The sequence below is a fragment of the Lacticaseibacillus hulanensis genome (assembly GCF_004010095.1).
GTDB classification, from domain to species: domain Bacteria; phylum Bacillota; class Bacilli; order Lactobacillales; family Lactobacillaceae; genus Lacticaseibacillus; species Lacticaseibacillus hulanensis.
Genome location: NZ_RRYD01000046.1, coordinates 1 through 15186 on the forward strand (window position 1 = coordinate 1; position 15186 = coordinate 15186).

At 51.2% G+C, this 15186-nt stretch carries 10 protein-coding genes, 1 pseudogene and 1 other annotated feature; of the genes and pseudogenes, 10 read left to right on the forward strand and 1 reads right to left on the reverse strand.

Features of this window, described 5'->3' with window-relative positions; genetic code table 11:
• Nucleotides 1-103: 103 nt before the first annotated feature.
• Nucleotides 104-748, reverse strand: a complete 645-nt coding sequence (locus EKN00_RS10300; RefSeq protein ID WP_127850158.1) for a TetR/AcrR family transcriptional regulator — start codon at nt 746-748, stop codon at nt 104-106.
• A gap of 386 nt (nt 749-1134) precedes the next feature.
• On the opposite strand from EKN00_RS10300, the gene EKN00_RS10305 reads away from it, so the two are divergent.
• From EKN00_RS10305 to EKN00_RS10345, 10 genes and pseudogenes are all read left to right on the forward strand, one after another.
• Nucleotides 1135-2304: an MFS transporter gene (locus tag EKN00_RS10305; RefSeq protein ID WP_127850159.1), complete on the forward strand. Its 1170-nt coding sequence runs from the start codon at nt 1135-1137 to the stop codon at nt 2302-2304.
• Nucleotides 2305-2475: 171 nt separating this feature from the next.
• Nucleotides 2476-4113 carry a M3 family oligoendopeptidase gene (locus EKN00_RS10310; RefSeq protein ID WP_127850160.1) on the forward strand — a complete coding sequence of 546 codons (1638 nt, stop codon included), beginning with the start codon at nt 2476-2478 and terminating at the stop codon, nt 4111-4113.
• Between the two features lie 21 nt (nt 4114-4134).
• On the forward strand, nt 4135-4272 hold the full coding sequence (locus EKN00_RS10920) for an oligoendopeptidase F family protein (RefSeq protein ID WP_164848115.1): 138 nt from the start codon (nt 4135-4137) through the stop codon (nt 4270-4272).
• A 105-nt stretch (nt 4273-4377) separates the two neighbouring features.
• A complete protein-coding gene (locus EKN00_RS10315; RefSeq protein WP_127850161.1) occupies nt 4378-4851 on the forward strand; it encodes a nucleoside 2-deoxyribosyltransferase in 474 nt (157 codons plus the stop codon).
• Between the two features lie 100 nt (nt 4852-4951).
• Nucleotides 4952-5602, forward strand: a complete 651-nt coding sequence (locus tag EKN00_RS10320) for a phosphatase PAP2 family protein (protein WP_164848116.1) — start codon at nt 4952-4954, stop codon at nt 5600-5602.
• A gap of 117 nt (nt 5603-5719) precedes the next feature.
• Nucleotides 5720-5927, forward strand: a binding site (T-box leader).
• 56 nt (nt 5928-5983) lie between these two features.
• Complete coding sequence (gene leuS / locus EKN00_RS10325) at nt 5984-8395, forward strand: leucine--tRNA ligase (RefSeq protein ID WP_127850163.1); 2412 nt, start codon at nt 5984-5986, stop codon at nt 8393-8395.
• 1050 nt (nt 8396-9445) lie between these two features.
• On the forward strand, nt 9446-11089 hold the full coding sequence (locus EKN00_RS10330; protein WP_127850164.1) for a putative polysaccharide biosynthesis protein: 1644 nt from the start codon (nt 9446-9448) through the stop codon (nt 11087-11089).
• Between the two features lie 199 nt (nt 11090-11288).
• The gene (locus tag EKN00_RS10335) at nt 11289-12176 is read left to right on the forward strand and encodes a PfkB family carbohydrate kinase (protein ID WP_127850165.1); all 888 of its coding nucleotides are present in this window, start codon (nt 11289-11291) and stop codon (nt 12174-12176) included.
• Between the two features lie 674 nt (nt 12177-12850).
• Entirely contained in the window at nt 12851-13045 is a 195-nt protein-coding gene (locus EKN00_RS10340; protein ID WP_127850166.1) for a hypothetical protein, read from the forward strand.
• Nucleotides 13046-13471: 426 nt separating this feature from the next.
• Nucleotides 13472-14795, forward strand: a pseudogene (locus EKN00_RS10345) (PTS sugar transporter subunit IIC).
• The last annotated feature ends 391 nt before the right edge of the window (nt 14796-15186 follow it).

Sequence of the window (15186 nt, forward strand, 5' to 3'; positions counted from 1 at the left end):
GAAGCACACCCGAGGCCCAGCCCGGACCCGGAGGCCAAACCCCGCAACGCGGAGCCTCCTCACTGGTCTACCTCAGCAACCACGCTGTCGCTGCCGGACAGTGTCAGTGATTGTCCGGCGTCAGGGCCTTTGTCAGGGCCGTGATTAGGTGGTCTTCCATTGTTGGTGTTGCCTGGAAGTCGAAAAACAGAGTACTGGCCAGAAATCCGCCGGCGACCGACAGAATCATGCGCAGGATATCCCGATTGTCCCAGTTGACCAATTCGCCGGTTGCCTTGAGTTGATTCAGTTTTGTGTTCAGCGCAATTAGGTAACCAGCAGGGACGTTTTTAATCACCTGATCACGCACGCTTTGGTTGTAGACCAGCTCAGCAATCAGGATACGCAGAACCTTTGCGTTGGCGCGGACGAATTTTGCGCGGTCGTGGAGGACGGTTCCGAAGAAGTCACGCAGAGTTTGGTAGTCAGAGACGAAACGGTCAGAGATGAAAGCATTGATGGTTGCGGGAAAAATAGACTCAACAACCGGTTGCACAATGGCCTCAAGCAGACCGTGCTTGCTACCGAATTTGCTGAAGATATTGCCTTCCGCTACGCCCGCCTCGACCGCAATTTCGTGCGTGCTGGAATTGGCGTACCCTTTGCGCGCGAACACGTCGATGGCCGCGGAGATGATTCTGACTTGTTTAGCCGTGTAGTCGTCGAATACATGGTTATCGACGAAAATTTTTAGTTCTTCTGCTTCCATGGTCTGCCTCTATTGCTGAAATTAAGTGTTTACTCAAAATACAGCGTAATCGTTGATGCGGCCTGGTGTCAAGGGGTTTCCATAAAGAGATTAGCTAATGTATGAAACTAATTGATTTTGGAAAAGGTGCGTGCTATTCTTAACCTAACTTTTTAGACGGAGGCGGCGTAATGCAGAACCAAATCATTAACTGGATTGCCCTAAACAACGCAATTATCAACATTTTTGCGGCTTAGGGGCGAAGTCTGCCCTTTTTTGGTCATGACAGTTAATGAATTTGTCTGCAGGATAAGTCGCGTGGCGAAGATGCCAGCCCATAATGTCCTGTGTGCGTGTTAGACGCATTCAGGATTTTTTTCTGTCTGCAGGCAGGAACGGAACAAAAAATGTATAGAACAAAAAATGTCTGGTTAGCATATTGCTACAGTTTTGCCGCCTGGTTTGGCATCACCAATTTGTGGGTGATTTATCTTGGCCAAAAGGGGCTACCACTTGTCCAAATTGGGCTGTGCGAAAGTATTTTTCACGTTGCCAGTTTTTGCTTTGAGGTGCCATCCGGAATGCTCGCGGATCGGTTCAGTTACAAAACGGTATTGTACGCCAGCCGGGTGATGGCGATTGTTTCTTCGATGCTCATGCTTTTCGGACACTCGTTTATCTGGTTTGCGGTGAGCTTCATCGTTAGTGCCTGGTCGTACAATCTGCAGTCGGGAACGCTGGAGGCCTTTGCCTATGAGTCGCTGCCACAAGCAAATCGGGATGCGGGTTACCCAAAAGTCGTCAGCATGATGGGCATCATCACGGAGGTGGGCAGTACCGCGGGCGTCATTGTTGCGGGGGCACTAGTTCATTGGCATTTCGAATTAACCTACTACGCCGCAATTGTGTTCGGTTTTGTTGCACTGATTGTAATTGGCTTCATGGATGAGCCGGCCGTCCACAGCAAGCGCGAGAAGCGGCAGACACTTGGTGAAATCACCAAGGCCGCAATTGAGGTGCTGTCCACGAAGCCGGTGCTGCGCAATCTGATGTTGATTGACGCAAGCATTAGTACGGTGGGCACCGCGTTTTATTATTATTTTCAGAACGTGATGACGACCGAACATTTTGCCGGGTGGCTGATATCGGGATTGATGTTGGTTAGCTCGATTCTGGCCATTATTGCGATGAAGGTCATGCCCGCACTCCAGGCCCGTTTTGCGCAAGGACCGTTGCTGCTGACGATGACGGGTATTGTGATTGGTGCCTTACTGCTAACCGGAATTAACAACCTGCCACTGATGCTGGTGATGTATCTGGTGTTTGAGGCCGTCATTGCGGTGGTTTACCCGCTGTTTAATTCCTATTACAATGTGCTCATTCCCAGCGCGCAGCGGGCAACGTTGCTCAGCGTCGCCAGTATGATATTCTCCGTTGAGATGGTCGTGGTGTTCCCGGTTTGCGGCTGGTTTGTTAGTGCAGTTGGCTTTAACGCGACCTTTGCGGGTCTGGGTGTGGCACTGCTGATTGGCATGGTCGCCGGCCGTTCCTTCATTAAGCACGGTGCGCGTAACTAGCTAAAATCCATCCCTTCATGAACTGGAATAACAGTTTATGGCGGGATTTTTTTGCGAAATGATGTCAGATTATGATTTTTCTGGTGCTTGCGACAGCCTGAGTGGATTCGCATAGTTTCCAAATTGTGATAGCGCTATACTTAAACCAATTGATTATCTGGAGGAACTAGTATGAAAAAACAACCAACGCGGGCCGAGGTGCCTGACGAGTTAAAGTGGGATTTGACGGATTTATACGCTGACGCGGATGCATTTCGGGCAGCTTTGGCTCTTGCCCGGCAGAACGTTGCCGCCTTGGCGGACCTGATGCCGACAATTACGACGAGTCCAGCGCATCTACTGAAGACGGTGCAGGCGTATTACGCCCTGAATGCCCAATTGGGAAGGCTCGAGGTGTACACGGAAAATGCGGTTAGCCAGGACGGAACGGATGCGCTTGCGCAGCAGCTCGCGGCCGAATGCGAGGTGGTCGTCACCGATTTTGAGACCCGCTCAGCCGACTTTGAACCCGCCATCATTGCCCTGAGCGAGGATGATTACGCCACTTTTTTCAAAGAAGAACCGCAGCTGAATAAGTACGCGCGGGTTTTGAGCAAAATTCGGCAGCGGCGCGGGCACGTGCTGGATTCGACGCAGGAGGAACTGCTGTCAGCCTTGGCGCCAACCGTTGATGCATTTGAGGACATCCAGGCCACACTTGATGATGTTGATCTGAGTTTCGGGGAAATCGAGACCCCGGACGGCAAGCAAGACTTAACCTGGGGACTCGTCAGCAAATTACTTTTGAGTGACAACCGTGATTTGCGGCGTCAGGCACGAGCGCAAAGTGATGCGGCGTACGTTGCGCACCAGAACACGTTTGCGAAATTACTGAATGCGCACGTGCACACCCAAAACGCGGTGGCCAAGTTGCGTAATTACCCATCGGCGCGGGCGATGAACCTGGCTGAAGGGGAGATTCCGGAAGATGTTTACGACACGCTGATTGAACAGACGCACAAACACCTCGACTTGTTGCATCGGTACAACGCACTGCGCAAGCGCGTTCTCGGTTTGGAGAAAATGTACAGCTATGATGCCTTTGTTCCGCTTCCCGGCGGCAAGGTGATGACCCCTTCTTACAGTGAGGCCAAGGCCATCGCGCTCAAGGCACTGGCACCACTTGGCCCCGACTATCTAGCGCACATTCAGGATGAATTCGACCACCGCTGGATTGACGTGGTGGAAACGAAAGGAAAGACGTCTGGTGGGTACCACGTGGCGGTTCCGGGTGTCCACTCGTATATTTTGCTTAACTGGGATGACACTTACGATTCACTTAGCACGCTGGTTCACGAATCGGGTCACGCCATGCACGCGACTTACGCCAACGAAGCACAGTCAACGTGGAATGCGAACTACACGATATTCACCGCAGAAATTGCGTCCACAACCAACGAGAGCCTACTGAACGCGTACATGCTCAAACAAACGGCGAGCGACCAACCAGCGCAAATTCAGTTGCTGGCTGAATCGATTGAGGACATGGTCGGTGCATTCTTCAGCCAGGTACGGTTTGCTGAATTCGAGCACTTCATGTACACAACCGAAGCGGCCGGCAACGCGCTGACGCCGGCGGTCTTGACCGCCAAGTGGCAGGAGCTAAGCCGCACGTACAACGGGGATGCGTTCACCGAAGTTCCCTGGGCCAATGCTGGGTGGGCGGCCGTGCCCCACTTTTTCTACGATTATTACGTCTATCAGTATGCAACCTCGAAGGCAGCCGCGATTGCCTTTGAGAAGCGAATCCTGTCTGGTGACCAGGCCTAAGTTGACAACTACAAGAACTTCTTGCGCAAAGGTGGGGCAGCTGATGCAGTCACGATTTTGCAGGCAGCCGGCCTTGATGTCACCAAGCCCGATTACTTGACCAGCGTCTTTGATCAATTTGCCGCGCAATTAGAGCAACTTGAAAATATGCTGGATTAAAATGGATGCTAAATGAAATTATCGTGGCCGCTACCGGCGATGTGCACATTTGGCTTGCTTCTGGTAGACTAAATAGATATTTCATAAAGAAGGATGACTAAATTCATGACCAAAACAGCATACATTGCTTCCAGCTGGTTCAACGACGAACAGACTGCACACATGAACGCGGGTGTTGCCGCAATTAAGGCCAACGCGACCGTTGATTTTGCCAACAGTTATTTGCCACTCGACCACCAGTACAAGAATCTCGACACGATGAAGAACCCCGAAATCCTGAGTGACACCGAATGGCAGCTCGCCACTTTCAACGGTGACGTGCAGGGGATTAACAACACCGACCTCGTTATTGCCCTCTATGACCCTAAGCAGGAAAACAGCGACCCAGGTGTCCTTTGGGAAGTCGGCTACGCATACGGCTTACGCAAGCCAGTGATTCTGGTGCTGCCAGATGATAACGAAATTCCGTTGAACCTGATGCCCGCAATTGGCGCGACGGCGATTATCCACGTCAAGGATTTGGCTGATTACAACTTTAACTTCCCGAACTACGACGTGTACCAGGGTCAGGTGTACTAACCGCTCGTTGGTAAATTATGTGATAAAAACGGCGCTCATGTGGGCCGCTATTTAGGAAAAATGCTATGCTATGCCTATTAAATGGTGCGGAGGGCAAGCTGTGTATCAACCAAAACGGCAACCAACAAAATTACTAGTCATGGCGAGTATCACCGCCGCGATTTTTGTGTGCATGGCCGTGGGCGTAATGAAGCACCTCGGTTATGTCGGCGTAATTGATCAGGCCGGCTTTAGGGTCGCACTACAATTGCGCAGCGCGAGCCTGAGTGCGGTGATGATTCCGTTGACCAATTTCGGGAATCCGGCGGTGGTGACGTTCATTAGTGTGGTGCTTGCCGCGATTTTTGCCTGGCGCCGGCAGTGGACGTTATTCGGGTTCGTGGCGGTGAACATGATGGTGATCAACGCGGTGAATTTCATCGTGAAGAACATCGTGGAGCGCCCGCGGCCATTCCTAAGCGACAGTCAGGTGCACAACCTGGTGGCTGCCGGTGGGTGGAGCTTTCCGAGCGGCCACTCAGCGGGGGCGGTGCTGCTCTACGGGACAATCTTTGTCTGCGCAACCGCACTGGTGAACAAGCGCTGGGCGCAAAATACGCTGCGCACCATCAGCGTCGCCCTCATGATTCTCATTCCGCTCAGTCGCATTTACGTTCAGGTCCACTATCCAACCGACGTCATTGCGGGCTTTTGCCTCGGGGCAACGGGGATATTATTGTCGCTTTATTTCTTCGACACGGAAAACGTCTAGCGGGGATGCAGATTGATTTTTCTGCAGGCCAAGATGGTTAATCAGAATGCACACGGGTCCGAATGCAAAAGCTGTTTTTCTTTTGCATTCGGGCCCGTGTTTTGCTATATTTAAGCCAATAATACTTTGCGCGAGAAGAGTAGTAGGAATCAAGTGACGTTCAGGAAGTCGGCGGGACTGTGAGCCGATCGCACGCGATTGTGAACTGACTTCTAAGGCAGTTCGCCCGAATTAAGTAAGGCGGACCGGACTGGCCGTTATCCAGTTAAGTGCTGCATTGTTGGATGCAGAAATTAGGTGGTACCGCGGCCAAGCCGTCCTAACATTGTTAGGGCGGTTTTTTGCGTTAAAGTGTACATATAAATCAGGGAGGAACGACACATGGCTTTCGATCACAAAGGTATCGAAAAAAAGTGGCAGAAGTACTGGCGCGAACACGACACATTTAAGACGGGGAAAGACCCGAAGAAACCGAAGTATTACGTATTGGACATGTTCCCTTACCCTTCAGGCCAGGGACTTCACGTTGGACACCCCGAAGGCTACACCGCAACGGATATTGTTGCGCGGATGAAGCGGGCGCAGGGCTACAATGTTTTGCACCCAATGGGCTGGGACGCATTTGGTCTGCCAGCTGAACAGTACGCCCTGAAGACGGGTAACGCACCAAAGGCATTCACTGCCAAGAACATCGCCAACTTTAAGCGCCAAATCCAAAGCCTTGGGTTCTCCTACGATTGGGACCGTGAAATCAATACCACCGACCCATCCTACTACAAGTGGACGCAGTGGATTTTTGAACAGATGTACAAAAAGGGTCTGGCGTACGAAGATGAAGTTGCCGTTAACTGGAGTCCTGATTTGGGGACGGTTGTGGCTAACGAAGAAGTCATCGACGGCAAGACCGAACGCGGCGGCTTCCCCGTTATTCGCAAGCCAATGCGCCAGTGGGTGCTGAAGATTACTGCATACGCTGACCGGCTTTTGAGTGACCTCGATGACCTCGACTGGCCAGAATCTATCAAGCAGATGCAGCGTAACTGGATTGGTAAGTCTACCGGTGCCAGCGTTACCTTCAAGGTTGCCGGAACCGACAAGTCATACGAAATCTACACCACGCGGCCTGACACACTCTTTGGTGCAACCTACTCCGTACTCGCACCAGAACTGGACTTGGTTAAGGAAATCACCACGCCAGAACAAAAGGATGCAGTCGATGCGTACATCGAAGAGGCTGCCCGGAAGTCTGACCTTGACCGGACCGACTTGAACAAGGATAAGACCGGGGTCTTCACCGGTGCTTACGCTATTAACCCAATTAATGGTGAGAAGCTGCCAATCTGGATTTCCGATTACGTGCTGTCCACGTACGGGACTGGTGCCATCATGGCCGTGCCCGCACATGATGACCGGGACTACGCCTTTGCCAAGAAGTTCGGCCTCAAGATTACGCCCGTTATTGAGGGTGGTAACGTCGAAGAAGAAGCCTACACCGGCGACGGGAAGCACATTAACAGTGATTTCCTGAACGGGATGAACAAGGCTGATGCCATCAAGGCGGTTATCGACTGGCTCGAAGAAAAGGGCGTTGGTAGTGCCAAGGTTAACTACAAACTGCGTGACTGGGTCTTCTCCCGTCAACGTTACTGGGGTGAACCAATTCCCGTTATTCACTGGGAAGACGGCGAAACCACGCTGGTTCCAGAAGACGAACTGCCGCTCCGTTTGCCTGAAGAAGCCGACATCAAGCCAAGTGGTACTGGTGAGTCACCACTGGCAAACCTGGACGACTGGGTAAACGTTGTTGACAAAAATGGGCGCAAGGGTCGCCGGGAAACCAACACCATGCCGCAGTGGGCTGGTTCCTCATGGTACTTCCTGCGTTACTGTGACCCCCACAACGGCCGCATGATTGCTGATCCAAAGAAGCTCAAGTACTGGATGAACGTGGACCTGTACATTGGTGGTGCTGAACACGCCGTATTGCACTTGCTCTACGCTCGTTTCTGGCACAAGTTCCTCTACGACCTCGGTGTGGTGCCAACCAAGGAACCATTCCAGAAGCTGTTTAACCAGGGCATGATTCTGGGTGACAACCACGAAAAGATGAGTAAGAGTAAGGGCAACGTTGTTAACCCTGATGATGTGGTTGACCAATATGGTGCCGACACCTTGCGTCTGTACGAAATGTTCATGGGCCCTCTGGATGCGGGGATTGCTTGGAGCACTGACGGTCTTGCCGGCGCGCACAAGTTCCTCGACCGCGTTTACCGGACCTTCATCGACGACAAGGGGAAGATGCGCGACCACATTACGACGTTCAATGATGGTAAGCTGACCAAGGTCTACAACGAAACGGTTAAGAAGGTCACCAAGGACTATGAGGACCTGCACTTCAACACTGCGATTGCCCAGATGATGGTCTTCATCAACGAGGCCAACAAGGTCGACGCCCTGCCGTTTGAATACTGCGAAGGCTTCGTCAAGCTGCTCGCGCCAATCGCACCACACCTGATGGAAGAAATCTGGTCCATCTTTGGCCACGACGAAAGCATCAGCTACGAGCCATGGCCAACGTACGACGAATCCGCGCTTGTTTCCGACGAGGTTAACGTTGTCGTTCAGGTTAACGGTAAGCTCCGTGCCCAGCTTAAGCTGGCGAAGGACACTTCCAAGGAAGATACCGAAAAAGCAGCATTTGCTCAATCAAACGTCCAGAAGTTCACGGATGGCAAGGACATCAAGAAGGTCGTTGTTATTCCTAACAAGCTGGTCAACATTGTCGCTAAATAGCCAGTGCTCCACCGAAGAAGGTTTGACCGTTACTGGTCGAACCTTTTTTGTTAGTTTGCGGGGATGCTCCGCGTTGTGGGGTTTGGCCTCCGGGTCCGGGCTGGGCCTCGGGTGTGCTTCGCCGTGGACGCTGTGGCGGTCGTCTGGAGCCGGAAAAGCGCCGTCTCCAGACTAAAAATTTAGCTTTGCATCGTCGCAATTAGTATTAAGTGTGTACGATACTTAGCATGTTGACGCCCATTTCATCTTGTAACTCGGACCTGACAGCTCCTCACACAAATCTAAATTTTTCCCACAAAGAAAAGGGGTGTGCCAACCGCAAAAACCGCGGTCGTCACACCTCTTTTCTTTGTTGCCACGGCTGGGCGGCACACCCGAAACCCAGCCCGGACCCTCCGGCCAAAGCCCACAACGCTCCGCTGGATAGTAGTCAACAGCTCAGTCATTTCCGGGTGCTGAACAGTGTTAGACTAGCCACTCGGTTGTGTTATGTTTTCTCCTCTGTAAAAGCCTCGGTAAGACTTTTTCTTAACCACGTCGTAGTGACTGGGTGGGGCCGGTGCGCGTGTAGTGCGGCTGGGATTTTCCTGTGAAAGCTATGGTGAGAGAAGACCGATGCGGGCTTTGCATCGGGCTTCTCCACACCATAGCCGGCAAAAATTAAGACCCGCTAGGAAAAGCAAAGCTTCCCAACAGGTCCTAACAATACGTATTAAGTTCGTAACCCGAAGAACGGTGAGGCGGGGCTCAATTTTTAGGTTGAAGACCCGGTTTTTGGGGCTTCAACCGGCCGCACGGAAAATCCCAGCCGCACGGAACGCGCACCGGCCCCGCCCAGGCGCGGCCCCTATACCACTCAGTAACTCATACCACCAAAACCACTGACACTGCCGGACGGCGTCAATGAGTGGCATCAATATTTAGTAATGTTTAACTTTGTTCCCGTTCATTGCCAGGGGCCTATAAATAATTATAGAATAGAGTGTTAATGTCGTAGCTGGTTTTGCATTCTAGAATCAACTAGACTAAATCGTTGTAGCGGGGGAAGAAATGGACAGAAAGACAGCACGGGCACCCAAAGAAAAATCGGCCCAAGCGAAAATGTTAACGGGATCAGCATGGATGACCGCGGGGAGCATGTTCTCCCGGGTTCTCGGTGCGATTTACATTATTCCATGGTACATCTGGATGGGTGGTGGTGCGGTCGCCGCGACGGCCAATGCACTATTCGTTAAGGGGTATTCCGTTTACGCTATTTTCATCATGATTTCCACGGCCGGAATTCCTGGGGCGGTGTCAAAGCAGATTGCGCGTTACGATGCCCTGGGTGAATACAATACCAGTATGCGGTTATTCTGGCACGGGATGCTCGCAACCAGCATAATGGGATTCATCGGGGCCGCCGTGATGTGGCTCACCACGCCAATTCTGGCTGCTGGCGATTCACGCATGATTCCGATTTTCCACTCGCTGTCGCTGGCCCTCATCCTGATTCCGATGCTCAGTATTCTGCGTGGGTTCTTCCAGGGACACTCCGAAATGGCTCCGAGTGCCATTTCCCAGTTTTTGGAACAACTAGTCCGCGTGGCGTACATGCTGGTGACCGCGTACCTCATCATGCGCGTCGGTGACAAAGACTACGTGAAGGCAGTTACGCAGTCGACCTTTGGGGCCTTTGTCGGAGCAATCGCCGGGATTGCATTCCTGGCTTTCCTGTTAATCAAACGGATGCCGCAGATTCGCGCGCGCAACGCACAGAGCCTGAACCAGATTAACGTATCGGTTAACCACCTGTTGTGGGAAGTTGTTCAGCAGGCCATTCCGTTTATCATTCTTAGTGCCACCGTTAACGTGTACTACCTGATTGACCAATACACGTTTTTCACCGGGATGAAGAGTTTGTTCACAACCACGATGCACGACCTGAACATCTATTACGCGATGTTCGCGGGGAATGCGAATAAGTTGGTCACGATTGTGGTGTCACTGGCCGCCGGGATGTCGACCACGGCGATTCCGCTGCTGACTTCGGCGTGGACCAAGCACCAGCACAAAGAAGTGACGAACCAGATTACGAATGCACTGCAGTTGCTGTTCTTCGTCATCATTCCCGCATCGTTTGGGATGGCTGCCATTGCGCGACCACTGTACGTTCTGTTTTATGACTACAACGAAATTGGGTTCAAGATGCTCGTGGTCTCCTGTGTCATGGCCGTGTTCTTGGGGATGTTCCTCGTATTGGTAGGAATTATGCAGGGACTGTTCCAGAACATGCGGGCCATCATTGAGATGCTCATTGGGATGGCCGTGAAGGTTGTCTTCCAGTTGCCGTTCATGATGATGTTCAATGTTTACGGGCCAATGATTGCGACCATCGCCGGGGCGGCCACCTCCTGTGCGCTCATGCTGTACGATTTGCACCACATGTACCACTACAAGGCCAAGCAAACCTTGAAGCGGGTGGTTGGCATCACCGGCTTTAGCGTCATCATGTTCATCGCCACGCGCCTCACCGTTGATGGTCTGAGCATGATTTTAAACCCCGCCAGCAAGAGCCAGTCCGTCTTGATTCTGGTGCCGGCCCTCATCATTGGGGTTGCGATTTACGTATATCTAGCGCTGGCGACCCGCCTCGCCGATACCATTATGGGTCGGCGCGTCGGGAAGATTCGGCGTCTGCTGCACATTCACTAAAATTAATGCCTCTACCCGGGCTTTTGGCCGAAACATGGCTAGAAGCTAGGTGGAGGCATTTGTTTGGTCCGGATATAAGTCCGGGTGGGGGCTTGCAAACCGAATTTGACTTGCTAAACTGGAGCCAAATGCGGTACAAATATCTAGTATGCTTTTTGGAACGACGTTATTTTGAAAGTGGAAAGGGACAATTATACCCATGGGTAAATCTCTGATTTTTGGCGCTGCTTTGGTTGACGCACTGATGAACGTGCCGCGTGTCCCGACTAGTGGGGGAAACGTGCTTGGTGATTTCCTCGAGTATCAAGTTGGTGGTTGCGCGATTAATGCTTATTGCAGTTACCGATACGCGGGCGCACAGGGTGATCTGTTCGTCCCGGTTGGGCGCGGCGCAAATGCGGATCGAATTACCGCGTACCTCAAGCGCTTTGGGGCCAAGCCCTACGTTGTTAGCGGTGCACCGGACAACGGGTGGACCGTGGCGATGATTGAGCCAAACGGTGAGCGCACGTTTGTTGTGCTCCCGGGGATGGAACAGTTGTGGCGCGACTCCTGGTTCAAGCAGCTGAACATGGGTGATTACGACCACTTTTACCTCAGTGGCTTCCAACTGACCAACCCACTCGTCGCGCGGGCCACGGTGGATGCACTCAGTGAGCGGAGCGGTGATTCAGTATTGCTGTTCGACGTTGCCGCGCGCATTCAGGATGTGGATCAGGATATTCTGGCTGAGTTACTCCACTCCGGAGTGATGGTGCACTGTAATGAGGTCGAACTGCCCCAGGTGGCAAAGGGTGACACCTTTGATGAACAGGTGCAGTACTTGTACGCCCAAACACACCAGCCAGTGGTGGTGACGCTGGGTGCGAAGGGGACGTATTATTATGCCGGGCCGAACGATTCCGGCATTGTTCCGGGCTTTGCGGTTAAGGTCGTTAATACCGTCGGCGCCGGCGACACCCATTGCGGGGGGATGCTCGCAGGGTTGGCCCAGGGGTTGACGTTAACCGAGTCAATTCAGCTGGGCAATCAGCTTGCCGCCAAGGTCTGCGGCATGCAGGCAAACATGTTGCCAATTTCATTTTAAGTCAAAAAAACAGGGTCGCACTCTGCATGAGCAGAAGGTGACCCTGTTTTTGAATTGACCCCAAACCTGGGGGAAACGCACGTAGGTGTCGTAATCCGGTGGACACAAGTTTTAGCTTGGGCAAGTACGTGCGCTGGAATAATGACGGGAACTCAATGATTGAGCGCTGGGGCAAATAGCCTTGGACAATGTGCGGGGGAAATTTGCACAACGATGACGGCAAGAGCCGAATTGTTTGCGCAGGTTGTCATTGCAATCCGAACTGGCTTCCTCACCCCGAAGTCAGTCCAGATGCGGCCCCAACGCATCGACAATAGCGCCGTAATGTTGAAAATGCAAATATAATTACTGCTGAAAAATGGAACGTGACACCCCAATTAATCACCGATTTGGAAGCATTAGGCTATTTGAGTATCCTTTTAATTACGAGATTCGTTAGCCAAACGAACAAAAAGAACAATTATTAGCGAATTTGCATATGACGCCAGCGCGGATAATTCACGCAAAAATTGAAACTGAACGTTAATTCGAGGATAAAATAATTTTTGCGGCCATACGGAGATTCGAGGCTGCAATAACAAAAAAATCCCGGTTAAACGGCAAAATGTACGTGAAGCTATTAACAAACAAGAATTTCGGCCTACAATTGAGGTGGTGGAAAAGGAGTGGTATATATGCGCAAACACGGAAATTGGTTACTGTATTTGGTGATTGGTGCAGTTGTGTTTATTGGCGGTGCGCTACTAGTTGGCGTCGGCGTTAGCGTTCATAGTTACAGCTTAATCGTACTCGGGATGGCAATCCTGGCGACAGGGATGACCAGTCTCGACGTTAGTTATTTACACCATGGCAGTGGTTTTACAAATTAGCGAAGTTCCCGTCCGTATGCCGATTGGTCTATATCCCAATCAGTCGGCACACGGACTTTTGCTTTGTGTGATGTTTTTTAATTATATGGTAAGGCTTTCAAAAAGCCGGTGTATGGGCTTTCTTTTAACGAAATTAAGGTTGTAAGTGCAAATGTATATTCTTTTATGAATAAATGTATTGCACAACCCCCTTGATGGTGTATACTTTGTTTGTTGAGAGAAATGGCAAGCGCTTACTAAACAATGTAATCAAAGTCGAAGCTTCACTGATTGCGGTTACGTTGCTAGAATCGTTTGTTGTTAGATATGTAATTCAGAGACATACAGCATCAACTGAAATTATTGATTTTGATTGTTAGCGTTGGGGGCAATGGTTAACAATTCTCTGGATCACATATGAACTTTTTATAAGGAGATGTGAACCATATGGCTTTAGAGGATTCTAAATTCGGCCAGGGATTCATTAAGTTTGCCGTTAAATTAGGCAACCAGATTCACCTGCGCTCATTGCGTGACGCCTTCGCAACCATCATGCCACTGTACAATCTTGGCAGGGCTTGCCACGCTGATTAACAACACCGTCTTCCTTTGGATGTTCAAGGGACAGACGCTGGTCAACGTTCAGTACTGGGGCACGATGTTGTCCAACGCGACACTGAATGTTTCCAGTGTATTGATTGCGATGCTGATTGGGTACTTTCTCGCGAAGAACCGCGGGTTTGAAAACCCACTTGCTGCCGCAATGGTTTCTCTGGCATCACTTATTACCATGATGCCTAACTCAGTTTCTTTGGTACCAACTGGTGCCAAGAAGGCCGTTGATGTTGCTGGGGTACTGAGCTACTCCAACATGGGTACCGGTGGGATGTTCGCCGGGGTTATCATCGGGCTACTTGCAACTGAATTGTTCATTCGTTTGTCCAACGTCAAGGCCTTGAAGGTTAACTTGGGCGACCAGGTTCCACCTGCGGTTGGTGACTCCTTCAACGTTTTGATTCCAGTTATTCTTGTTCTTTCCATCTTCGCTCTCGTTTCTGCTATCCTGTTCGTAACGACAGGCATGAACGTGATTAGTCTTATTACCACCTTCATTCAGGAACCTCTGCGTCACATTGGTACTGGTATTGTCGGGACTCTTATCATTTACACTCTGGCAAACCTGCTGTGGCTTTTCGGTATTCACTTCTCCGTTATCTACAGCACCATCCTCGAACCTCTTCTGATTATCAACATTGTGCAGAACACTGCAGCATACAGTGCAGGTAAGGCGATTCCAAACATCATCAACCTGTCTCTTGTTCAGTCCTTCGCTCTGTTAGGTGGTTCTGGTGGTACTCTCTGCCTGTTGATTGCTACCTTCATTGTTAGCCGTAACGCTGCTTCCCGTAACGTTGCTAAGCTCGCATTCCTGCCAGGTATCTTCAACATTAACGAACCTGTCCTCTTTGGTTACCCAATCGTTTACAACGTTTCCCTGATTATCCCATTCATCGCACTGCCATCCATTGGTATCTTCGTTGGTTGGTTGACCACGACGCTCGGTTGGATGAATCCAATGGCCGTCCAAGTTCCTTGGACCACGCCAATGTTCCTCAACTCCTTCCTGGCAACAGGTGGTGACTGGCGTGCACCAGTTATCCAGATTCTTCTCTTCATCTTTGGGGTTCTGTTCTACATGCCATTCGTTAAGATTAACGATGGTGTTGTGGCTCGCCAGGTTGCTGCAGAAGCAGCTGCTGCCAAAGACTAGTATTGAAAAAAGCGTCGCGCTTGCGCGGCGCTTTTTTTGTCTTGATCTTCGCAGCCACCTAGTCAACCAAGATATGTTTTGTAAAAGCCCACGCTGTCCGGCAGCGTCAGCTCTTAGTGTAGGTATACCAGTGTGGGGCTCCGCGTTGTGGGGTTTGGCCTCCGGGTCCGGGCTGGGCCTCGGGTGTGCTTCGCCGTGGTCGCTGTGGCGGTCGTCTGGAGCCGGAAAAGCGCCGTCTCCAGACTAAAAATTTAGCTTTGCATCGTCGCAGCCTGAATCTAACTCGTACGATGCTTGGCATGCAATCGAAGCCCCTATCTCGTGCGCAAATCCTGAATGCTCCTCACACAAATCTAAATTTTTCCCTCAGTAAAGCCTGAGATGCCTGGCA